The following is a 24,344-nucleotide window of genomic DNA, read 5'->3' on the forward strand; positions in this document are numbered from 1 at the left end:
AAAATAACTATTTTGACCGACATGATCAAGAGCCGCTGCTGATTTTTAGTTCGTTCGGATACATCAGCCATTCACGCGATCAGAATGAAAAATTTATTGGCAATGGAGAGAATAATGTGACGGTTACCATTTACGATGTGGCACGTGAAGCTGGCGTCTCAATGGCTACGGTTTCGAGGGTAGTGAACAACAACCCGAACGTGAAGCCTCAGACCCGGAAGAAGGTATATGAAGCAATTGAGCGTCTAGGATATCGCCCAAATGCTGTAGCCAGAGGTTTGGCTAGTAAGAAGACAACTACTGTAGGCGTAGTTATTCCTGATATATCGAATTCGATTTTTGCAGAAATCGCAAGAGGTATTGAAGATATAGCGAATATGTATCACTATAATATTATTTTGTGTAATGCAGATAAGCGTAAAGAGAAAGAAATTCGCGTAATTAACACCTTGCTTGAGAAACAAGTGGACGGGCTTCTTTTCATGGGTGGAACCGTTACAGATGAACACATTCAAGCATTCCAGACCTCATCGGTACCGATTGTGCTGTGCGCTACTAGCGAAGAAAATGGAACCATTCCTTCTGTGGACATCGATCATGAAGCTGCTGCTTTTGATGCGGTGAATACTCTGCTTCGCCATGGACACCGTGAAATTGCGATGATTAGTGGCACGTTGCAAGACCCGGCAAATGGATTTGCTCGTTTTCAAGGTTACAAACGTGCACTTGAAGCTGCAGGTATTCATTATCAAGAAGATCTTGTTCGAATTGGGAACTACAGATATGAATCTGGCGTAGAAGCAATGAAATACTTCTTAGGATTGAAGAAGCGCCCAACGGCTGTCTTTGCAGCTACAGATGAGATGGCTATAGGTGCCATTCACAGCATTCAAGATGAAGGCCTCAAAGTACCGGATGATTTCTCGGTGATTAGTGTAGATAATATTCGCATGGCTTCAATGGTTCGTCCTCAGCTCACTACAGTGGCACAACCGATGTATGATTTGGGAGCTGTAGCTATGCGTCTACTAACCAAGCTGATGAAAAAGGAACATGTGGAGAATGCCCGAGTTATTCTTCCGCATGAGACAATTCTTCGTTTATCGGTGAACCACCTTGAGAACAAGGAAGTTTAGATAGAGAACTATAAAGAGATATAGTCAAAAGGGTATAGAACGGATAAAAGCTCCTTAACGGGGGCTTTTTTAATGAGAGGAGAAGGAAGATGACAATTAAATTAGGGTTAATGGGCGCTATGGATGAAGAGATTGCTTTGCTGCTTGGAGCGATGGAAGAGAAGAAAGCCGTTGTGGTAGGGGGCGTTACTTTTACTGAGGGACAACTTCATGGTCTTACCGTTGTGGTATGTCGTTCAGGCGTAGGAAAAGTGAATGCCGCTGTAACTACTCAGATCTTAGTGGACCGTTTTCAAGTGTCGGCTATTATATTTACAGGAGTTGCAGGAGCTGTAGATCCTCAGTTGAATATTGGAGATATTGTCATCTCTTCTTCCTGTCAGCAACATGATATGGATGTTACGGCCCTTGGGTTTGAGCGAGGCGTTATACCCTATCAAGCCGTCTCTGATTTCCTAACAGATGCACAGTTGATGAAGCTTGCGAAAGATGCGTGCAGCCGAGTATGTCATAATCATAACTATATTATAGGCAAAGTATTATCAGGTGATCAATTCATCGCAGATCATAGTGTAGTAAGTAGACTGTATGAGGAAATGGGAGGGGCATGCGTCGAAATGGAAGGTGCCGCCCTAGCTCAAGTGAGTTACTTGAATGACATTCCTTATGTTGTTCTTCGTTCGATGTCCGATAAGGCGGACGGGAGCGCACATGTGAATTTTGCTGAGTTTACCGTAGAGGCTTCCCGTCGTTCCTATGAAATTGTAAATGACATGCTAGTTCATTGGAATTCAACTGTTGAACAGGCGTAATATCATCCGATATCTTGTAGTGCAACCGCGAGAATCTCGCGGTTTTTTGCTGTAATTTCACTTCTGCGTGGTATAGGTTCCCATTGACTTAAGTCATCCATCCACTGTGTTGGGAGGGGGACAGGAGCCTGTATTGTCCATCGCTGAATCCATGCCTTAGGCAGCAAGGTTAAGGGTTCTTGTTTGATTTGCTCTACTAGGGGATCCGAACTCATCTCTAGCCAAAGCAGACTCCAAGCCCGAGGAACAACTTTCCAAATGTCATATCCCCCGCCACCGACGGCAACCCAGCGCCCCTGACAGTGAGTATGAGCTAATTCATGAATGATTGCAGGCATTTGTTGATAAATATTCATACTACAGTGCATATGAGAGAGCGGGTCAAAAGCATGAGCATCGCATCCGTGCTGGCTTACAATGATATCCGGTTTAAAATGAGCAGTAAGCCGAGTAATAGACTCTTTGAAGCACTCCATCCAAGACGCATCTTCTGTATAAGGTTCAAGAGGGAGATTGACGGAGTGGCCAAAGCCTAAATGTTCACCGCGTTCATGAACAAAACCGGTTCCCGGGAATAAATACTTTCCTGTCTCATGAATGGAGTAGGTGCAGATGTCTGAGTCCGAGTAGAAGCTCCACTGCACCCCATCTCCATGATGCACATCTGTATCAATGTAAAGTACTCGAGCTTGATACTTTTCACGAATATGGGCGATAGCTACAGCTGCATCATTATAGACACAAAATCCAGCGGCTTTACCGATGAGCGCATGATGAAGTCCACCGCCAAGATGTAAAGCATGATCTGCCTTCCCAGACATGACAGCTTCAGCAGCAGTAAGTGTACCACCAGCTATATAAGAGGAGGCTTCGTGCATCCCTGTGAAATAGGGGGTATCTTCATCTAATAGCCCATAGCGCTCTGCTTTAGCAATCCACTCCGAAGCAGGTGTTTCAGCACTGAGTTCTTGAACAGCTTTGATGTAATCCACATGATGGATGCGAAGGAGTTCCTCCTCATTCGCAGGTCTAGACAGAATTTTGGCCTCCAAAGGTAAAGCACCTACTTCAGATAACAAATCAATCGTGAGTTGCAGGCGAATGGGATGGAAGGGATGACTGTCATGAAAATGATAATTTAAGTTTTGATCATGATGAACAAATACGGCCTTCCCGGACATGACGGTTCATTCCCCCCTCTCCTTGAGTTAGTACATGAATCGTTGATGGAATCGAATTCGGTCGAATTCTTCTTTTGATTCGAGCGGCACATTTTTACCAATACGAACCATCAAGCAATTGGCAGGATGAGAGCAAATTTCTGGATCATCCGTGGCATACCAAACCATATCAACAGTTTGCATCAATTTTTCCATCATTTTACGATATTCCCATACATCAAGACCACTGCTTTTCAAATCCCAATGCCAATAATACTCTGTGGTAAATACGATATAATTCTCCATTTGGTCCTCTTTAAAGGCCGTGCGAATCATCTTAGAGCCGAGTCCTAAAGATCGGTAATCATCAGCTACCTCAATAGCGCCAAGCTCAATTAGGTCTTGCATGCCGCCTTGTGACCAGCGTTCCATCTCATCCGGATAATGAAAAGTTACATAACCCACGATAACATCATGATGACGGGCGATGATCATGCGTCCTTCTGGTAAGGAAGCAATCTCTATAAGCGCTTCGAATTGATCTAAGGGCCTGCGAAAAGCATCCAATTGAGGATGCATGCTAAGACGACGGAGTTCTTCGGATGATACGGGTCCTTCCACCGTAATTTCATAAGGTGGACGGGACAGGATCTGGGCGTGGTACACTTTACGATGTTCCATCGTCGTTCTCCTTTCCTCTTTCCTCTCACTTATAGCAGAAAAAACAATATTTGAAAAGTGTAGCCGCTTTCAGGTGCATATGCTATAATATTTTCTGACATAAAACCTTCACATTTAAATTGTTGACAGGGTTGGAATCACAAAAAGACGGCATTCGATTTTTTTCGACAAAATTCTTGTAAGCGCTGTCCTAAAATCCGACTTGTTTCTATTTTCATGAATTCAAACTTGCCACTATCCAAAGTACAAACAGGATTAAAGGAGGATGAAATGATGAATCAACTTCAAGGGGAAGTCATTGCTGCAGTGGCACCCTCATCCAATTTGGGTGATTACGAAACAACGTATAATGAGTTTAAATGGGAAGATGTTGAGAAAGAGTTCTCTTGGTCTACTACAGGACGACTTAACTTGGCTTATGAAGCCATTGATCGTCATGTAGATGCAGGACGCGGAGGGAAGACGGCACTGCTGTATAGCGATGCAGAACGTGATGAATCTTATACTTATGAAGATCTTCAATTACAATCGAACAAATTCGCTAATGTATTGCGTAATTTAGGAGTTAGCAAAGGTGATCGAGTATTCGTCTTTATGCCACGGACGCCAGAACTTTATGTTAGTATTCTAGGCACCATTAAAGTAGGAGCTGTGGTAGGTCCGTTATTCGAAGCATTTATGGAGACGGCTGTAAAAGACCGACTTGAGGATAGTGGTGCGGTGGCTTTAATTACTACGCCTACCTTGCTTGCGCGAGTCAAGCGGGATGAACTTCCCGAGCTAAAGAATATTATTGTCGTGGGGAACGATGTGCCTACGGATGATGGATTAACGGATTATCGTTCGGCAATGAGTGAGGCCTCTTCTGAGACGGAGATTGAATGGCTAGAACGGGAAGATGGTCTTATCATTCACTATACCTCAGGATCTACAGGCAAACCTAAAGGTGTATATCATGTTCAGAATAATATGATACAACACTATTATACGGGAAAGGTTGTCCTTGACCTTAAAGAGGATGATATATACTGGTGTACAGCAGATCCAGGGTGGGTAACGGGTACGTCTTATGGTATATTTGCTCCTTGGCTTAACGGCGCTACGAATGTTGTGCGGGGTGGACGATTTAGTCCAGCTGATTGGTATCAGACGATTCAAAAATATGGAGTTACTGTGTGGTATAGTGCACCTACAGCATTCCGCATGCTTATGGGAGCAGGAGAAGATATAATTGCGCAATATGACCTTTCTAGCCTTCGTCATATTCTTTCGGTAGGAGAACCTCTTAACCCTGAAGTCGTTCGCTGGGGAGTTAAAGTTTACGGTCAAAGAATACATGACACATGGTGGATGACTGAGACGGGTGCTCAGCTGATTTGTAATTACCCGTCCCTTCCCATGAAGCCGGGTTCAATGGGACGACCTATCCCTGGAGTAGAGGCCGCCATCGTCGATGATAACGGTAAAGTACTTCCTCCTTATAGAATGGGCAATTTGGCAATTAAGACGCCATGGCCATCGATGATGCGTAAAATCTGGAATAACCCAACCAAATATGAAGAGTATTTCCGAATTGATGGATGGTACATTTCTGGTGATTCTGCTTATCAAGATGAAGATGGTTACTTCTGGTTCCAAGGCCGTATTGATGATGTAATCAACTCCTCAGGAGAGCGAATTGGTCCTTTCGAAGTCGAAAGTAAGTTGGTTGAACATCCAGCTGTTGCGGAGGCAGGTGTTATTGGTAAGCCTGACCCTACACGAGGAGAGATTATCAAGGCTTTCATTTCTTTACGTGAAGGATATGAACCTTCTGATGAACTGAAAGAAGAAATTGCAAAGTTCGTCAAAATCGGGCTGTCTGCTCATGCAGCACCTCGTGAGATTGAATTTAAGGATAAGCTTCCAAAGACACGCTCAGGCAAGATTATGCGCCGTGTACTAAAGGCTTGGGAGCTCCAGCTTCCGGTAGGCGATTTATCTACAATTGAGGACTAATCTATAATTTATGAATACGACAAAAGACGAGTGGACTATGATATCCGTTCGTCTTTTGTCATTGTTATATTTGGAGTAGAGATGAAGTGAATGACAACAAATTTGATAGTAAATCTTTTCATAAGATACACCAAAATGGCCAACTAATGATCTTCATCATTATGTTGGCCATTTTTAGTTAGTGCAAATCTTTTATTTTTCAACTGTCAATGAAGAGGTTGGAACCGATTCTCCCGAGCTATTGACGGCAGTGACACGAACATTTCCGTGAATGGAGGGAGCTATGAAGCTGTATTGATTGGTTCGAACGGTAGCTACTAAGGTATATATTCCTTTATCTTTGTCAGCAAAATAGATATTATATCCGGTTACTTTTTCAGCGATTTTATTGGCCTCCCAAGTGATCCGTATCCCATCTGTGCTGACTTGACCTTGTAATTGATGGGGAACTGAAGGAGCAGATAGTGTTCCTTCGGTATCTCCATTTGTATCTCCACCTGTCTGACCATTTCCTGTCCCTTCAACTGGCATTTCATTCGGTGAATCTGTATCAGGAACTACTGGATCTATAGGATCAGGAAGAGGCGATGTAATGCCATTAGAGGTCACGACTGTACTAGGAGCGGACTCATGTCCTCCTACATCGACTGCAGTAACATAAAATGAATAATTATGTCCGTAAGATGTCCCCACATTGAATCGAGTTGCTTCTCCAGTTAGGACAGCATTCACATATTGGAATCCGTTACCGTCTAGCGACTTGTAGACGCGATAGCCTACTACGTCTCGCTCAGGGTTAGCGCCAAACGTAATGGTATGACTACTTGCACGCGCAGAGACTCTGACACTAGTGGGAGCTGAGGGAGCATGCCCATCGTCCATCCTAGGATCTACCTTGCTAGGTGCATCCTCCCCGGCGTCTTTTGGCATATAGAAGCTAATAGGTTTATGATTTCCCTTCATTTTGGAGAAAGCTGCTTGGAGTTCATCTACCAAGTCCTTAATGGATGTGTCGCGCCGCATCACAACTTTTTCTTTAACCATATCCGAAGGTGTCTCATCATGTGGAATATAATTCACGCCATTATAAGTAATATATTTGGCTCTCACCAGAACATTGTCTGATTTGGTGGGAACGTATTTAATATTGAATACATCCGTCACCATTTTACCTGCTTGGCGAGTTAAGGCTGTGGGTAACAATCCACTATATCCTGACACGGTTCGCGTTACAATTCCTTCAGGCTTGTTAAATGCAGGCGTTTTAAATATCTCGGGTTTGGCAGCTGTTACTTCATTCATAACTAAGGCCCATATCGATCGGGCTCTCCCTTTAGCTGCTTTGGTCTCTAAAGTATTTTTAGGTTCTTTGTAGCCTACCCAGACCCCAAGCGTAACGTCAGGAGAATATCCCATGAACCAGACATCGCCGTAGTTCTGTGTTGTTCCGGTTTTTCCTACGATTGGAATTTGCCCATATTTATTAAAATCTTTGGCTACAGTATGACCTGTAGAACCTGTCTCGGAAATGACAGTTCTAAGCATATCTGTCATAAGAAAAGCTGTTTGTTTGGAGAACACTTGCTGAGGTTTAAGCTGGTGTTGATACACGACATTACCATTGGAGTCGGTGATTTTATCAATCATATACGAGTCGTTGTATACTCCCTGGTTCGCAATAGAGCCATAGGCATTAGTTAGCTCTTGCACGGATACACCTGTTTTGAGCCCTCCAAGAACCCCTGTCTGTGATTGATAGTCACTTTTCTGTATTGTAGTGATGCCTAACTTTTTAGTAAACGCCCATGCATCCGGAATGCCTACAACTTGATTGAATAATTTAAGGGCTGGAATATTACGGGACTCATTCAGGGCTGTACGTGCTGTAACCAAACCTTTATAGCCACCGCTGGAGTTGACTGGTATATGGAATCCCTTTTGATAATCCCTCAAGATCATAGGGGAGTCATCAATGATGCCAGCCGGTTGAATAAGACCTTTCTCCAAAGCGGGCAAATAAGCAGCGATAGGCTTCATTGTGGAACCTGGCTGTCTAACCATTTGTGTGGCATAGTTCATCTGCTCTGTATAGAAGCTGCGGCCTTCAATCATGCCTAGTATCCCGCCTGTGCGATGATCAATCATCATGCCAGCGACTTGCTCAAGTCCCTTAGATTTACTTGCAGGGGAGAAATTATTGCTGTTATCTGAGACCTTATGCATAGCACTATAAATTTTAGGATCGATAGTTGTATAAATCCGGTATCCACCCACCATTAATTGCTGCTTCGCTTCATCAATCGCTTGAGTTGGAATGTTATTTTTATCTAGTTTGGGATCTTTGAGTAAAGCAAGGACTTGAGCAGTTTGGCGCTCGGTTTCAAGCATAAGGTACGGATAAGTATCATATGCTTTTTTGGTTTGTGGAGCTAAGGAAGACTTAATATCAAAAGAAAGTGCTTTGCTGTACTGAGTTTGATTGATTTTGTTCTCTTCTAGCATTCGTTGCAATACAAGATGTTGCCTCTTCATAGCACGCTTAAAATTATCCTTCATAAACTCACCTTTCCCGTTGTAAGCGGAATAGGCAGAAGGAAGCTGCGGCAGGCCAGCTAGATAAGCTGACTGAGCTGTATTTAACTTCGTTAAATCGGCAATACCAAAAATTCCTCGAGCAGCGGCTTGAATGCCGAATACATTGTACCCATTGGAACCATTACCAAAAGGGACTTTATTTAAATATGCAGTTAGTATTTCTTGTTTGCTCAGAAATCGTTCTAGACGTAAAGAAAGTAGTATTTCTTTTACCTTTCGATTGTCAGTTCGATCTAGATTTAAGAATACTCGGCGGGCAAGCTGTTGAGTTAATGTACTTCCTCCAGTTTGCGTGCTTTCATTTAACACTTTTTGTTTGACTGCCCGCATTGTGCCTTTAAAATCTACTCCAGGATGGCTATAAAAATCATTATCTTCAATGGATAACACAGCATCGATGACATTTCGAGGAATCTTGTCAAAGGTAACGGGTCTGCGGTCTTCTTCAGATCTAAGCTGACCAATCGGAGTTCCATCTCGAAAATAAGCAAATCCCGTAATATTGTTCGTGCTAATTTTTTGTTCTATGCTCACACGTGAGCGTACAGGATCATCTTTAACGATGGAAGAGACGTAACCTAATACGACGCCTCCAACAAACAGAATCCCAGCAAAGGCGACCAGACCCAACCATAGAACCGCTTTCAAGGTTGTTTTGCCCCAACTCCCGCGAGGGCGATTCTGTTCTCCAGGATCCTTTTCGTTTTTTTCAACCATGGGTATCCTCCTTTTTAACAGCAACATTATAGCACAAAAACGACAATTTGAACCTCTTTTCGCCATACAGCTGTTCGCTGATCAACAATATATGGAATTCATTGCATTCAATTTGATAAGCCTACACCATATAACATATACTGCTATCTACATATTCATAAAGATAAAGGTTTGGAAACACTAGTAGAAGGTGGTAAATAAACTCTATAAATTTTAATTTAAATGTATAGAACTGTGAATTCACTAGGTTTACTAGTCTGTTTTCATTTGTTTAAGAAGTACTTGATTTTATATTATTCTGCTTATATCAAGAAGGGTTCATTTATAAATACAGAAGATGACATACTAAAAATGGGGGAAATTAACGAATGGAATTGGTCAATAAGGTTGTGTAATTAGCTAGAATATATCTGATTATACTGTTGAATTCGGAATGTATTGGGATATTATTGTAATTGAGAAAAGGGCTTTGTTCGAGGGAACAATGGAGGGCAATGCGAGTGTTTACTTAAGTAAAGTATAGAGAAGGCACGAATTCTATTGCAGCTTCACGGATTTATATATAATGTGTACACAAAAAATCCCGGAGATAAAATCTCCGGGATTGATGTTATTAACGGTTGTAGAACTCGACGATTTGTTTCTCATCGATATCTTGGGAAAGCTCTGAACGCTCAGGAAGACGAATGAACTTACCTTCAAGGGAAGTATCGTTGAATTCCAAGTAAGCTGGAAGATGGGAACGGTTTTCCACAGCTTCTTTAACAGAAGATAGGCTTAGGCTTCTTTCACGAAGACTGATAACATCACCAGTGTTCACGAGGTAAGAAGCAATGTTGACTTTCTTGCCGTTAAGTGTGATATGACCATGGGATACCAACTGACGTGCTCCTGCACGGGAGTTAGCAAATCCAAGACGGTATACCAAGTTATCCAAACGGGATTCAAGCAAGAACATGAAGTTCTCACCAGCAATACCTTGCATTTTTTGTGCTCTTGTGAACAATGTTTTAAATTGTTTTTCGCCCAAACCGTACATATGACGAAGTTTTTGTTTTTCAAGAAGTTGCATACCGTAGTTGCTTACTTTTCTCCGTTGGTTTGCACCATGTTGACCTGGAGGGAAAGGGCGTTTCAAATCTTTTCCTGTGCCGCTCAAAGAAATGCCGAGACGACGGCTGAGTTTAAATTTAGGACCTGTGTAACGTGCCATTGTATAGTAGACTCCTTCGTAATTTGAATTTTGAGGGGGGGCTACAATTTGCGCCGAGTTTGTCTGTCGTACGGAAGGGATAGGTTGTCCGTACTACTTATTGGAGAGTTCAGCCGCTGTCCAGTAAGCAACAAAGCCGTGAGGGTGACACATTTTTACGCCCGATATTGAGGACTCTATCCAGTCTTCATCAATAATAAATTCTATATGAAGTATAGGGTTAAAGTCAAGGTGTTATATTTGTTTAAAAAACGGGTATTTTGTCGATAGGGCTTTTGAACTAAAAATATGGGCCTAAAATCTGAAATTTTGATGCAAAATCCATTTTAACATAGTAGAATACTAAACGTAGAGGTTTAATTATTGGGACTGAGGAATTCTGGTTATGTAATATGTTAAAGTAAGGAAGTTGATAAAAGTTACTATTACGCCGTCGGAGACACGGTGCAGAAGGAGCCCCCTATGGCAGAACATCCACGAGAGGTCCCACTGGTTCATCACATCCCGGCCACTTTACCTGAGTCACAAATGAACTGGTTGGAACAGATGGATATTAATGTTCATGATTTCATCTACATAGATCATTTTTTAAAAGCAGCTTTTGAAGAGTGGCAACATGCAGCTTCTACATATCATGAAGAACTTAGATTTTGGTTTGTCACGAATGTAAGAGGAGATATGATCCAATCGGATTGTGCGGATTCCTCAGAAGGACCAATTAAATGCTCAGATACAATTACCACATCTTCTGAGTGGATGTCCATTGCGGTACTGGAACCTTTGAGGGTTCTCCATGACAGCAAAGATTGGCTGATCTCTACCATCCCGCTGAGAACGCGGCAAGAGCAAGAGACGTATGCTTATTTAGGATGTGTCTATTCTCAAGAAGCACCTGATCTGGGATGGATGCCTACCGCTCTCAAAATGGTGGGTCAACACTTTACGGCATGCTTTTATAAGCAGCTTGAGAATATGTTCGTTAAAGATCTGTTGGGTATTCAGGTACAATCTCGTAAAGAGACACAGCGTCGTACTTTTCTTTTTCAGGTTATACAGCGTTTACAAGATAAAATTGATGTGGATGCTGTCATCAATGAGGTTCTCGATAGCTTAGCTGGTGTTTATCCTAATGCAAAGCTTGAGATTTTCATGTCACAAGATCATCAGAGCAAAAACGCAAGAGTGAAGCCCCTCTCTCTTCAAGATGATGAGGAGCAGCTGTGTGTTCGTGCTTTTATGGAAGGAATTATGCTTCGTAATGATTATGTAGGCGATGATGGGCAAGCTTATCTAGAACTTGCTGTTCCATTGTCTGGTAAACAAGGCGTATATGGGGTGTTTCACCTATATATTCCTAGAGATCAATTCGAAGAGGTAGATATGCAATTAATCAATATGCTGGCAGACACAGCGGGAACTTCATTTGAGAATGCCAAACTGTATGAACAATCTAATCTGCTAATTCATGAACTTCGTTTAATTAATGAACTTACTCAGCAGCTTAGTCAAAGTCTTCAATTGAAAGAAGTATTCAAGTTTGCAACGGAAGAGTTACTCCATATCTTTGATGCCGAACATTGTTGTATTTCTCAATTAGATAAAGATAAAGAATTTTTTGAGATGGTCTCATGTAATATTCCTGAGTTGGCAAAAGAAGTCTTCCCACGAGATTATGGATTTAACGGGTTAGTATATGCAACCAAGGAACCTATCATTTTATCCGATTACAGAGAATATGGCAGAGTGTATTCAAAGCTTATGGAGTTCTCGGGAGCACGTTCATTAATTGGAGCTCCTCTAATTGTACGTGGCGAAGTTATTGGAACGATCTTGCTAGTTCACAGTCAGCCCTACTTCTTTTCTTATGATAACTATAAATTATTACAATTATTGTCCATCCATATTGGTCTAGCAATCGCTAATGCCTCTTTACATGCTGAAGTTAGGCGGATGGCCAATCGGGATATGCTTACAGGCCTGTTCGCTCGTCATTATTTAGATGATGTTGTGCAGGAGTTACAAAGTCGGGATGCCAACGGGTCTCTTATTGTAGTGGATATCGATCATTTCAAACAGATCAATGACCGTTATGGACATCAAATTGGCGATAAAATTCTTAAGCAAGTATGCGTAATTATACGTAGTGCCATCCGAAAAATTGATATTCCAGCCCGCTGGGGCGGTGAAGAATTAGCCGTGTATTTGCCTGGGCTAGATATTATGAAGTCTCGAGATATCGCTGAGGATATTAGAGTTCGTGTAGAGGCTGAGACGAGCCCATCGGTTACCGTATCTTGTGGAATTTCGGAGTGGAACCGCAGAGATGATAAGATTAGCGTGGAATCTCTATTTTATCGTGCAGATATGGCGTTGTATCAATCTAAAAACAATGGGCGGAACCAGACCCGCATAGGGGAGCATCATTTAAATACCTAATGTAAAGTGTGAGGAGCAAAAGGAGCATCCATTCATGGATGTTCTTTTTTTGCTATCTAGGGTGCATAAGTAGATACTGGGAGGAAAAACTAAAAGAGGAACCAAAGATATAGAAAAGAGCAGGGGGCTAGTAGTATGCATTTGACTAAAATTCGCTTGACTATATGTGGTGTTCTTCTATGCACTCTTCTTCTTGCATCTTGTGGTAACTCACGGTCTGGCGCGGAATGGTTCGATTTTACATGGGCAGGGTTAGCCGGAAGTGATACGTTAAGTTTTGACGGGGAAGCCTCACTAGTGGCGGGGAATCAACAGCAAGCAGAAGGAATTGTTCAATATGAAGGTCAACTACAAAATCATAAACTTTTGACAATGACTACGCAGTATTCTGATCACTCTGCAGTTGGACAAGTGGGTATGGCTTCTGCAACGGATGCGGCGCAGCAATCACATATGGAATGGAGAATGGGAAAGTGGAGTCTGCTCAGCAAGCCTTCCGATGAGCAAGAAAGTCATCCTGTGCAGAGAATTAATCCGCTCTCCCAACTGGAGGAGATTCACCAAGCTAAAGATAAAAAGATAAGCCTTGAGAGTATGGCGGCTCGAGGAACGAAAGTGCTTCGTATAGAACTTGGAGCAACAGAGGCGAAAGCTGCGCTCCAACGTGAACTGGAGTCTGAAATGAACCAAGTTCTTGTGAACTGGGAGGGACAGCAACAGAAGATTCATCTGAAGGAGTCCTCTGCTCAAAAAACCAAGCGAAAAGAGCAAGCCTATGCCATCTGGAATGAAGGGAAACAGAAAATGGAAGAAAGGCTTAACACCGTTAAAGTAAAAACAACTTATCATCTTACCATTAATTCACGCTCGGGGCTTCCACAGAGTATTACATCAGAGACACATGTGAGCGGGACAACAGGAAACGCGGAGACGATGATAACAAACTGCCGATTCCACTCCTATGATAAATAACAGCAGGTTACAGAGCTTGCTGACTTGGATAGTTCAAAATGCTACAATAATAAGGAATTAACCATAGTTCAATTATTATATGCGTATTTATTAGGAGGTTACATCTATGAAAGACCCAAGAATTCAGCAATTAGCTCAAAATTTAGTAGGTTATTCGGTCAATGTTCAGCCGGGCGAAAATGTGCTTGTTGAAATGATCGGAACAGAACGCGATTTAGTTAACGCTATTCTGGAAGAAGTAGCACACCGCGGTGGACATGCTTTTGTACAATTGACGGACCGGAAGGTGCAACGTTCTATTTTGAAATATGCTAACCGGGAACAAATTCAGACATGGGCAGATCAAGATGTGAGCCGAATGAAGCAAATGGACTGTTACATAGGCATTCGTGCTGGAGAGAATGTGAATGAGCTAGCAGATGTTCCTGATGAGAATATGAAGTTATTTAACTCCATTTATAACCATGCTGTACATAGTGAACAACGGGTAAAGCATACGAAATGGGTCGTGCTTCGTTATCCTAATGCGAGTATGGCTCAACTGGCGAATCAAAGTACCGAGGCATTTGAGAACTTCTACTTTAACGTATGTAATCTAGACTATGCTAAAATGGACCGTGCCCAAGATGCATTGGCTGATTTGATGAACCGTACAGACAAAGTGCGTTTGGTAGCTCCAGGCACAGACTTGCAGTTCTCTATTAAAGATATTCCTGCTATTAAATGTTCGGGTCAAAATAATATCCCAGATGGTGAGGTATATACTGCTCCAGTAAGAGATTCTGTAAATGGAACCATTAGCTTTAATACGGCTTCCCTTTATAATGGGATAACTTTTGATAATATTAAATTCCGTTTTGAACAAGGAAAAATTGTTGAAGCGACAAGTAATGAGACAGAGCGTATCAATGAGTTGTTAAATTCTGATGAAGGCGCTCGCTACATTGGTGAATTCGCAATAGGTTTTAATCCGTATATTCTTCATCCGATGAAAGATACATTATTTGATGAGAAAATTGCGGGAAGTTTCCATTTTACTCCAGGTCAAGCTTATGAAGTGGCAGATAACGGCAACCGTTCATCCATTCATTGGGACTTGGTATTGATTCAACGTGCAGATTATGGTGGCGGAGAAATTTATTTTGATGATCGCCTCATTCGTAAAGATGGCTTGTTCGTCATTCCAGAGTTAGAGGCTCTGAATCCCGAGCAATTGATCTAATCTATCCATATTTTAGTTGCCTCGAAAACGGATTCAAGGTATTATGGACATATATCAAACTCAGAAAATGGAGGACTTTTCCATGACGAACAATAACGCAGCAGTAGTTGAAATTGCCCAGACTGCGGGTAAATTCACTTCATCTATCGTTCTACAAGCAGACAGCAAATATATTGATGTGAAAAGTATTTTAGGATTATTCACTACTTTGGTGAATTCTGAGAGCTATGAACTTCATGTACATGGTCCAGACGAAGAAGAAGCAAAGGCAGCAGTATCTGAAGTCTTCGCAAAACATGGTTTGCATGTTCGCGTAGTTGGCGAATAATAACATTCATTGAACACTCCTACATTTGTAGGAGTGTTTTTCGTTTAGGTTCTTGTATTGACAAGCGATTTCGTCTAATATTAGAGGAAGAAGTGGTCGAAGATTTTGTAGACAGGGGGAAGATGCATGACTTCATCTGATTTGCAGGAACAGTTGAATATGAAAGCGCTGAGTCTTTTGCAAGAAGACGCAGATAAAATAGAAAAGCTGATAGAAGTGCAGATGGAGAACTTGGCAACTCGTTACTGCCCTCTGTATGAAGAAGTATTGGATACACAAATGTTTGGATTCTCCAAAGAGGTAGATTTTGCAGTTCGAGCAGGATTAGTAAATCCGCTTGTAGGTAAGCAGATCTTAAGCAAACTTGAACGGACTTTGGCACTTCTCTATGAAGCATTGAATACAAAAGAGTAGCCTGTCTCCGGATAGGCATACATAGAATCTCAGTTACACGTAACTAAAAAGAGGAACGAAATAAAGCGTATGGAGCATTTCTCCATACGCTTTTTGTTTATTTCTTATGTAGCAGGTCAGACAAGATAGAAGGAGACACCTAGAATAGCATAGACAGCCAGCAAAAGAAGTCCTTCATACCAGTTCGTAGATCCATCTTGGGTAATAGATTTGGCTATGAAAACTGCGACCCCGATGGCTGCAAGCTCAATTACAGAGAAAACCATATCCATAGGGCGCCCAAAGATATGACTGACGAAAATAAGTACAGGAGCAACGAACAATGCGATTTGAAGGCTGCTTCCCACAGCGATCTCAACAGAAGCCCCAATCTTATTTTTGAGCGCAAGCATAATCGCTGCACTATGTTCTGCTGCGTTACCTACTATAGCAACAACAAATGCCCCTACAAAGATCTCAGTTAAGCCAAATCGTTCTGTGAAAGTATCAAGCGTATCCACAAGCCACTCACTTACGAAAGCAACCATCACTGTAGCAATGATAAGATATAAAATGGATTTACCCTTGGACCATACTGGAGCATGTTCGTGGGCAAGTTCCTCATCGGTATCCACGCTAACATCCGCTAAATATTTCTTGTGGGTAACCATAGAGAAGACCAACCATAGGAGATAGGCTACGATTAATATGCCAGATACGACTAAGCTAATCATATTCTTATCTTCATTGTTAATTGCGTGGGTCTGAAGGAAGATCGCTGGAATGAATAAGGCAATGACTGCCAAAATCATAAGTGAGCCGTTCAGGCCAGCCAAGGTTACATTAAAGTTCTGAATTTTGTATTTCAGACCTCCAACGAAAAGACTTAAACCTAATACGAGGAGCAAGTTGCCCATAATAGAGCCTGTAATACTTGCTTTTACCATATCAAAGTGACCGTCTCTTACAAGCATAATGCCTATAATTAACTCAGCTGCATTCCCAAACGTCGCATTTAGGAAGCCACCTAGACGCTGCCCAGCATAATGGGCTACACTTTCCGTAGCTTTTCCTAAAAAGCCGGCAACAAAAACTACAGAAATGGCAGACATGATAAACTCTAGCGTACTGTTCCAGTGACCATAGTGGCCGACAGCACTCAGTACAAAAGTAAGAACTAACAAAATTTCGAACCAATACTTTTTCAAACGGGACACCTCTGCTCTTCTAAATTTAATGGACTTATCACTTTACTTAACTCAATTAACCATTATAGTGCCCAATATAAACGTTCCATGTATACTTTGGACATTATAAACGCTTACCCAATAAATGGTCTAGAGTTGCTTTCATATCGGGCAGCGTTTACAATGAGAAATAATGAGAATTTTGGAGGAGGTTTGACCATGACCGAGCAGATGCAACTTGAATTGGGAACCATTCGAATCTCGGACGATGTCGTTTCCAAGATTGCGGGCATGGCCGCTTTAGAGACACCGGGTATTGCAGCAATGACCGGAGGCCTCTCAGAAGGCTGGGCAAAGCGTCTTAGTGGCAAAAATGTACAACGTGGTGTGACGGTTGAAGTAGGTCAGTTAGAAGCGGCCATTGACTTGCGAATTATTGTTCTATATGAGACACCCATTCATGAAGTATGTCGGATGTTGCAACAAAATGTACGTGTAGCTGTAGAGTCACAGACAGGTCTGCGTGTAGTTGAAGTCAATGTGAAGGTAGAGAGTGTTGCTTTCAAGGATGACGAGCAATAGGACACATAGCGTTGTGTGCAGATGATTACATATTTTATAACAACCTAATTTATTTTATACAACAAAGGCTGTCCCTTCGCATAGATGTGCGAGTGGACAGCCTTTGTTAGTTGTTAGATAAAGTTGTCATATAGCTTACCGTCTAGCAAAAAATCTGCGGCGTGGACCTTCATCCATGGAGCGTGCTTCTCGTACCACTACAGATTTTGTACGTTCCTGCTGAACGGGAGCATCCACTTGCCTAGAAATGCTTAGCACGATTCCCATACTTGCCATTAAGACCACAAGTGAAGACCCACCTGCACTTATAAAGGGAAGGGTAACGCCCGTAATAGGTATCGTGTTCGTGACCCCACCAATATTAATGAAAGCTTGAATGGCGATCAAGCCCATAATGCCTACACCTACGAGAGTTCCATAAATGTCAGGACAACGTAAAGACACTAAAATACCTCGCCAGATAAAGTATACATAGATTAAGAGGAATAGCATTGTGCCAATGAATCCAAATTCTTCGCCAATGACGGAGAATATAAAGTCATTATAAGGGTTGGGTAAGTAGTGAAGTTTTTGAATACTCTGACCGAAGCCCATTCCACCTAAGCTCCCATTTCCAATAGCCACTAGGGATTGTAGAAGATTGTAACTTGCCCCTTGCGGATCTTTCATAGGATCCAGATAGGCTTGAATCCGGTCTGTTTGATAGTTGGTGGAAGAAGTCGTTACAGTAGGACTGATCTTATCAAACAAAAATTTGGTACCCAGTACAAGGCTGATGCCTAAAATCAGAAGAGCTAACGAACCGAGAATATGCTTAAGATTCGCACCACCGGCAAAAATAACAAGTCCTGCCGTACCCACGAGTACCATACAGGACCCAAAGTCAGGTTGTAACATAATTAGGCCAGCAACGAGGCCTACTACTAGCATCACAGGGATATAACCTGTACGAAGATCACGGAACCGCTCCCCTTTTTTGGAGATAAGAGCGGCTAAATATAAGATGACTGCTGTTTTTGCAAGTTCTGTAGGTTGTAATGCAATAGGGCCTAATATAAACCAACTTCGTGCATTGTTAAGTTTGCTACCAACGATGAGAACAAGTATTAATAAGATAATAGAAATTATAAACAGAGGGACAAATAACTTTTTATATTTCTCATAGCGAATATTCATTGTTATGAACATAGCTATCAGACCTATAAAAGCAAAAATGATCTGTTTGCTTGTAAAATACATGGAATCATAATTAAATTTTTTGTTCACTACGGCAATGCCTGAACTTGAACTGAACACCATCACCAAGCCGAATCCCACAATCAGCAGGGTCAGGATGAGCAGCTGAAAGTCGGGGGTGCCTTTCTTGGACTGGGATTTGTGATCACTCATTTGTTAGAAGACCTTAAGCTTCAAGAAGCTTCTTGAGTTGATTCAATTTCTCATTCGCTGTGCTAATTACTTGGGATGGCACCGGTGATTCGTATTCCAATCCGTGCGGGAAAGTAGCTCGTCCAAGATATACCGCTTCAATAGCAAGAACGGTGTCGGGTTGTTCGAGCTTACCTTCAAGGGCACGCGTGTTGATGCGAAGGAAGTATTCATTGTCATTGTCTTGGATCTTGTAATCATATGTAGCGCGGTAATATTCCCATTGCCAGCGTACAAATCCGACTTTCTCTGCAGACTCATCCAAAAAGACGAGGTCACTTTTCAATCCATCTAATCCCGTGTTCTCAAAAATCATTACGTTAAAGTCCTCCTTAACATACTGTATATTCATTCATGATAGTATGTTTCTGGAACTTGTGCAAGCACTCCCAAAGCTTGACGGAAAAGACTTTAGAGGGAATTCAAGGGTATGTTACAATGAGAACAATTATTCTAAGCTACGAACCAATTCATACCTTTAAGGGAGGTGGCAACATGCTAAATCAGGAACGACTTCATTCGATGTTCCCGAAAATGGTGGAAAGACGCCGCCATCTGCACCAAAATCCAGAATTATCTTACCAAGAGGAACGTACATCAGCTTATATAAAAGAACAACTTGAACCTCTAAATATAGACATCCTTACCCACGTAGGTGGACACGGACTGGTTGCTTCAATTAAAGGAGTTAGGCCAGGGCGGACTGTAGCTATAAGGGCAGATATGGATGCCTTACCTATTCAGGATGAAAAGATAACATCGTATGCTTCTCAGGTTCCCGGAGTGATGCATGCTTGCGGGCATGATGGACATACTGCTGTTCTTCTGGCTGTCGCAGAATATTTCTCCCTTCATCGTAATGATCTTGCGGGAGAAGTGAGATGTATATTTCAACCCGCAGAAGAGGTATGCCCTGGTGGTGCATCCGCAATGATTAAAGATGGGGTATTAGCTGGGGTAGATGTGATTTATGGTGTTCACTTATGGACTCCGATTCCCATTGGTACAGCTGCGAGCACAGCAGGGCCTATGATGGCTTCTACAGATGAGTTTTTCATAGATATTGAAGGCCAAGGTGGACACGGAGGGATGCCACATCAAGCCGTAGATAGCGTTGTGGCTGGTGCATCGTTAGTTATGCAGCTACAAAGTATTGTGAGTCGATCTGTAGATCCTCTACATCCTGCCGTCGTGACGATCGGCTCCATTCATGGGGGAACGGTGCAAAATGTGATTGCTGAACATTGCCATTTATCGGGTACAGTGCGATGTTTCAGTGATGAGACCCGTGAACTTATTCGAACAAAAATTGAAAGAATCGCCAATCATACAGCCGAGACCTATGGGGCTAAAGCCAATATTCAATATGTGATGGGTTATCCGCCCCTTGTTAATCATGTATCCGAAGTAGAACGTTTCTTTAGAAGCGCTGCCGAAGTACCTAATCTAAAAGCGGTCGAGACACTACCGATTATGCCAGCAGAAGACTTTGCCTATTATGTACAGCAAGTACCTGGTTGCTTTGTGTTAGTTGGAGCTGGGAATCCTGAGAAGGGCGCTATATATCCTCATCATCATCCTAAATTTGATATGGACGAAGAAGCGATGCTGCTTGCGGCAAAATTGTTAGTCCAAATGACAGAGACTTATTTTAATGATACCCACGAATAATCACTCCGATTTATGGAAATCTAAAGAGGCAGTGAAAATAAGGTGACAAGTCCGCTGCGGAGCGGGCTTTTTTTTATCGTGAAGGAGGGACGCAAGGATGGATCAAGGATCTTGTATTGTGCAGCGAGATGGCACGGTGCTTCTAGAAAAGAATCATAAGGGGTTTGAGGAAGCTCGGAGTCAGCTTAACGCATTCGCAGAACTTATTAAAAGCCCGGAAGGGTTCCACACCTATCGCATTACTTCCTTGTCTTTATGGAATGCAGCTTCTGCAGGTTGGCAACCCCAAGAAGTGACGGAGACGCTACGGCGTTTATCCCGATTTCCTATCCCTGATAAAGTAGTAAATGAGGTTACACTTTGGCTGTCGCGCTATGGAAGACTGTATCTTCGGGAAAATCCTTATGATCCAACTACATTGGAGCTTATTAGTGATGCCTCTGAAGATCTAGATCAGATTGAGAAAATAACAGCGATGAAGAAGTTCGCCTTGCGCCGGAGTAACGCAAATACGATTAAATTTCACGCCCGCTACCGCGGAACCATCAAACAAGAACTTACTCGGCAGGGATACCCTGTCTTAGACGAAGCGGGTTATCATCAGGGGAGCATGCTCTCCTTCGCCTTAAAATCCGGGGAGCCTAGCAAGCCCGATTCAAGCTTTCAATTGAGACCTTATCAAAGAGAAAGTGTCATGGCTTTTCTAGGCGAGAAGTCAGGGCTTGGCGGAAGTGGGGTGTTAGTTCTCCCTTGCGGAGCAGGTAAGACCATCATTGGGATTGCCGCCATGGAATCTCTTCAATGTGAGACATTGATTCTAACCTCGAACGTGACCTCCGTAAGGCAATGGATTAAGGAACTGGAGCACAAGACTACGCTACTGAATACCGATATTGGGGAATATTCGGGGGAATATAAGCAAGTATGCCCTGTAACGGTCTCTACCTATCAAATCCTGACTCATCGGAATTCGAAGGAAGAAGCGTTCACCCATATGAGTCTTTTCAATGAACGGGACTGGGGACTGATTATTTACGATGAAGTACATTTGCTACCTGCTCCTGTATTTCGTGCAACAGCCGATATCCAGGCCACTCGTCGTCTTGGACTAACTGCTACTTTGATTCGCGAGGATGGTTGTGAGAAAGATGTTTTCTCTCTCATTGGCCCTAAGCGCTACGAGATGCCGTGGAGAGAACTCGAGCAAGCAGGGTGGATTGCTTCTGTAGATTGTTATGAGGTCAGAGTTCCCATGTCATCGCAGCTTCAAGAACGATATGTTCATGCGAGTAATCGAGAGAAGTTTCGAGAGGCTTCCGAGAACGATGCAAAGATTCCTTGCGTACAGTCTATTCTTGAACTTCATGCTGGGGAGAAGACATTAATTATCGGACAATACGTCAACCAGTTAATCCTATTAGCAGACATCCTCCAAGTCCCTCTGATTACAGGCAGTACTCCTCAACAAGAGCGAGTACGTCTATATGATGCCTTTCGAGCAGGTCAAGAACCCGTTCTGATTGTATCTAAGGTAGCGAATTTTGCTGTAGATCTGCCTGATGCTAAAGTGGGCATCCAAATATCAGGTAGTTTTGGGTCTCGTCAAGAGGAGGCTCAGCGTCTTGGACGTTTGTTACGGCCAAAATCAGGTGAGAACAGGGCTTATTTTTATACGCTTGTCACAGAGGGAACGAAAGAACAAGAATTTGCGCTGCGTAGACAACTGTTTCTTATAGAACAAGGATATCATTATTACATAAGCCGAGGTTTGGATGAATTGCGGGATTTGGATGAAGTACGTGTAAAAGAAAGGGAGGTTCTGAAAGGATGACGGTTCAGGATAGCTCATGCGTAACTGCATGGAAACAGTTAACCCCTCTAGGACATCAGACATTTGAATATATCATGAAAAGTTATGCCGGAATTCCATTTACATTGGATGCACTACAAGCGAAGGAGAACGTGCACTTAAGCGGAGCTGAACTCCGGGTTGGTTGTATGACTTTACTAGGAGCGGGTCTCCTATCCTCTGTTGTAAAGGCATGGGGGGAACACTTATATTACGTCCCTATTCCTATCTGTACGGAGCTGCAGTCGATATTGTGGAGCGAAAAAGATGTGCCCAGCTATGTGCCCCAAAATGAAATTGTAAAAGAGGCCGGAGGTAGCCTTGTAATGGATATATTTCGTACACTTGTATTCACAGCTAAATCTGGAATTCCTTTAACTTCAAAAGGGACCATTCATCAAAAAGTGCTTCGTAAGTTAAATGCTTTAGTTGGGTTCGAACCTGAACAATTTGCTCGTCTTAAACTTAGATATCCACATTCGGATCTATATACTGGATCGATTGTAATTGTTCTAGATATGTTATTTGCCTTAGATTTAATTATCAATACAGGCGGTGTCTGGAGCATTCAAGAGGGTCAAGTCCGCCGCTGGCTAAATACCCGCTCAGAACAACTTCAGGATCAGCTATACACGCAGATGGTATTAAGATATATTCCGCCTGATGTCTGGCTTCAGCAGTGGGCCATAGGCATAGTCAGTGATTCTATAGAACAGGATATTTGGTACAGGGTGGAGGATGTATCACAACTACTATACCTATCAAATCGGGTAGGCTTGTATGATGAGCGGCAAGCAGAATGGATTGAAGGCTGGCTGGACTTTTTGAATGGAACGGGCTTTATGGATTTGATACTTGAAGATTCTAAAATCATCGGGTTTCGCTGGAAGCTGAAACCGGATATTACTTCAGCAGTTACTTCTAAAATTACTTCTGAAGTTACCTCCCAAGTTACATCTAAGGTAGAGCGCGTTGATGTAGCATCCTCCATGCCTACGATATCTTCACAGATGCTATATATTCAATCTGATTTCGAAGTACTGGTCCCCCCTGAGACCTCTCTTGCTATAAGGTGGGAGCTAGAAATCAGTGCAGAGAACTCGACATACGATACAATGTCCGTTTATAAATTTAGTCGCGCATCTATTGGTGAAGCTTTAAAGCACGGGCGAAATAGCAAAGATATCTTAGATTTCTTGGAGAAATATGCAGCAGGCGGAGTTCCAGAGAATGTAGAATCTGCAATCAAGCAGTGGGGACTGGAACTGGGACGAACACAATTTGCAGAAGTCCATATGCTTAGATGTTCGGATGATGCGACAGCTAGAACGATTAGTACATATATGTCGAATCATGAGGCCATTGTCTTAGAGCCTATAGGGTCCAAGGATTTCATCGTTCAATTAAAGGACATTAAAGCCATGTCAAAGATTCTAACGCAAATGGATCTATCTCCACTTGACACTCTTGACCATTCTATAGTTGGATTCTATCCTGAAGCAGGATTAGAGAATGATTGGCGCCATAGAGCTTTAGCGTCGTCAAATGAGCTGAAGCATATAGACGAAGACGTAGAGGCAGAAATTCAAGGTGGACAAAGAGGGTGGATTCATAATGGAGTACCTATCCATGTGTATAAACAGAGTACGGAAATTCCTGTTGCATATGAAGAATTGTTCCCTGGATTTCAGGAGGTACCTGCTGTTTGGTGGAAAGAATTAAGGCGCGTTCATAGTTCTACCGCAAAGTCTATTATTGAGCAGGCGTTAATCTGGAGAACTAAGCTGCGAATTAGCGATAAAAAGGGCGAGATCGTAGATGCTATTCCACGAACTATAGAGGGAGAGAATGAATGGAAAGTGGAAATTACGCCATTAGACAAGCTAACAAAAATGTGGCTGGAAGAGCAGGATATAGACCAAATTCAGTTACTTTTGCCTACGGAGGTGACTGGGTAACTCTTA

The 24,344-nt window shown here is 42.5% G+C and carries 19 protein-coding genes; 12 read left to right on the forward strand and 7 right to left on the reverse strand.

From position 1 onward, the window contains the following. The first annotated feature begins 116 nt into the window (after positions 1-116). Together ccpA and J2Z69_RS01660 are read left to right on the forward strand one after the other, a co-directional pair. On the forward strand, positions 117-1,136 hold the full coding sequence (gene ccpA, locus J2Z69_RS01655) for a catabolite control protein A (protein WP_209858570.1): 1,020 nt from the start codon (positions 117-119) through the stop codon (positions 1,134-1,136). 89 nt (positions 1,137-1,225) lie between these two features. Then, on the forward strand, positions 1,226-1,948 hold the full coding sequence (locus J2Z69_RS01660; protein ID WP_209858572.1) for a 5'-methylthioadenosine/adenosylhomocysteine nucleosidase: 723 nt from the start codon (positions 1,226-1,228) through the stop codon (positions 1,946-1,948). Positions 1,949-1,950: 2 nt separating this feature from the next. Here the strand turns inward: J2Z69_RS01660 and J2Z69_RS01665 are convergent, their stop codons facing one another. Continuing rightward, complete coding sequence (locus J2Z69_RS01665) at positions 1,951-3,129, reverse strand: acetoin utilization protein AcuC (protein WP_209858574.1); 1,179 nt, start codon at positions 3,127-3,129, stop codon at positions 1,951-1,953. Between the two features lie 27 nt (positions 3,130-3,156). Beyond that, positions 3,157-3,789, reverse strand: coding sequence for a GNAT family N-acetyltransferase (locus J2Z69_RS01670; RefSeq protein WP_209858576.1), 633 nt, complete (start codon positions 3,787-3,789; stop codon positions 3,157-3,159). Between the two features lie 273 nt (positions 3,790-4,062). Between J2Z69_RS01670 and acsA the strand changes: the two genes are divergently transcribed. Then, a complete protein-coding gene (acsA, locus tag J2Z69_RS01675) occupies positions 4,063-5,787 on the forward strand; it encodes an acetate--CoA ligase (protein WP_209858578.1) in 1,725 nt (574 codons plus the stop codon). A gap of 192 nt (positions 5,788-5,979) precedes the next feature. Here the strand turns inward: acsA and J2Z69_RS01680 are convergent, their stop codons facing one another. After that, positions 5,980-9,099: a transglycosylase domain-containing protein gene (locus tag J2Z69_RS01680; RefSeq protein ID WP_209858580.1), complete on the reverse strand. Its 3,120-nt coding sequence runs from the start codon at positions 9,097-9,099 to the stop codon at positions 5,980-5,982. A gap of 613 nt (positions 9,100-9,712) precedes the next feature. After that, complete coding sequence (rpsD, locus tag J2Z69_RS01685) at positions 9,713-10,312, reverse strand: 30S ribosomal protein S4 (RefSeq protein WP_209858582.1); 600 nt, start codon at positions 10,310-10,312, stop codon at positions 9,713-9,715. Between the two features lie 462 nt (positions 10,313-10,774). On the opposite strand from rpsD, the gene J2Z69_RS01690 reads away from it, so the two are divergent. The 5 genes from J2Z69_RS01690 to J2Z69_RS01710 all read left to right on the forward strand — a co-directional run bounded on the left by J2Z69_RS01690 (position 10,775) and on the right by J2Z69_RS01710 (position 15,684). Further along, positions 10,775-12,748, forward strand: coding sequence for a sensor domain-containing diguanylate cyclase (locus tag J2Z69_RS01690; RefSeq protein ID WP_209858584.1), 1,974 nt, complete (start codon positions 10,775-10,777; stop codon positions 12,746-12,748). Between the two features lie 135 nt (positions 12,749-12,883). After that, the gene (locus J2Z69_RS01695; RefSeq protein ID WP_209858587.1) at positions 12,884-13,720 is read left to right on the forward strand and encodes a hypothetical protein; all 837 of its coding nucleotides are present in this window, start codon (positions 12,884-12,886) and stop codon (positions 13,718-13,720) included. Between the two features lie 106 nt (positions 13,721-13,826). Then, positions 13,827-14,942 carry an aminopeptidase gene (locus J2Z69_RS01700; protein WP_209858589.1) on the forward strand — a complete coding sequence of 372 codons (1,116 nt, stop codon included), beginning with the start codon at positions 13,827-13,829 and terminating at the stop codon, positions 14,940-14,942. A gap of 82 nt (positions 14,943-15,024) precedes the next feature. Further along, a complete protein-coding gene (locus J2Z69_RS01705; protein ID WP_209858591.1) occupies positions 15,025-15,270 on the forward strand; it encodes an HPr family phosphocarrier protein in 246 nt (81 codons plus the stop codon). 126 nt (positions 15,271-15,396) lie between these two features. After that, a complete protein-coding gene (locus J2Z69_RS01710; protein WP_209858593.1) occupies positions 15,397-15,684 on the forward strand; it encodes an Fpa/YlaN family protein in 288 nt (95 codons plus the stop codon). 116 nt (positions 15,685-15,800) lie between these two features. Here J2Z69_RS01710 and cax read toward each other — a convergent pair whose 3' ends face one another. Continuing rightward, a complete protein-coding gene (gene cax / locus J2Z69_RS01715) occupies positions 15,801-16,871 on the reverse strand; it encodes a calcium/proton exchanger (RefSeq protein WP_209858595.1) in 1,071 nt (356 codons plus the stop codon). Positions 16,872-17,069: 198 nt separating this feature from the next. Between cax and J2Z69_RS01720 the strand changes: the two genes are divergently transcribed. Continuing rightward, positions 17,070-17,432, forward strand: a complete 363-nt coding sequence (locus J2Z69_RS01720) for an Asp23/Gls24 family envelope stress response protein (protein WP_209858597.1) — start codon at positions 17,070-17,072, stop codon at positions 17,430-17,432. Positions 17,433-17,567: 135 nt separating this feature from the next. Here J2Z69_RS01720 and ftsW read toward each other — a convergent pair whose 3' ends face one another. Then, positions 17,568-18,821 (reverse strand): putative lipid II flippase FtsW, encoded by a 1,254-nt coding sequence (ftsW, locus tag J2Z69_RS01725; protein ID WP_209858600.1) that lies wholly within the window; start codon positions 18,819-18,821, stop codon positions 17,568-17,570. A 13-nt stretch (positions 18,822-18,834) separates the two neighbouring features. Beyond that, positions 18,835-19,176 carry a YugN family protein gene (locus J2Z69_RS01730; protein ID WP_209858602.1) on the reverse strand — a complete coding sequence of 114 codons (342 nt, stop codon included), beginning with the start codon at positions 19,174-19,176 and terminating at the stop codon, positions 18,835-18,837. A 179-nt stretch (positions 19,177-19,355) separates the two neighbouring features. Here J2Z69_RS01730 and J2Z69_RS01735 point away from each other — a divergent pair, with 179 nt between their 5' ends. The 3 genes from J2Z69_RS01735 (at position 19,356) to J2Z69_RS01745 (ending at position 24,338) form a co-directional block, all read left to right on the forward strand. Further along, positions 19,356-20,531: a M20 metallopeptidase family protein gene (locus J2Z69_RS01735; protein WP_209858604.1), complete on the forward strand. Its 1,176-nt coding sequence runs from the start codon at positions 19,356-19,358 to the stop codon at positions 20,529-20,531. A 97-nt stretch (positions 20,532-20,628) separates the two neighbouring features. Then, entirely contained in the window at positions 20,629-22,362 is a 1,734-nt protein-coding gene (locus tag J2Z69_RS01740) for a DNA repair helicase XPB (protein WP_209858606.1), read from the forward strand. Continuing rightward, complete coding sequence (locus J2Z69_RS01745) at positions 22,359-24,338, forward strand: helicase-associated domain-containing protein (RefSeq protein WP_209858608.1); 1,980 nt, start codon at positions 22,359-22,361, stop codon at positions 24,336-24,338. The genes J2Z69_RS01740 and J2Z69_RS01745 overlap by 4 nt, the downstream gene beginning before the upstream one ends. Positions 24,339-24,344 lie beyond the last annotated feature (6 nt).

Source organism: Paenibacillus shirakamiensis (assembly GCF_017874255.1).
GTDB classification, from domain to species: domain Bacteria; phylum Bacillota; class Bacilli; order Paenibacillales; family Paenibacillaceae; genus Fontibacillus; species Fontibacillus shirakamiensis.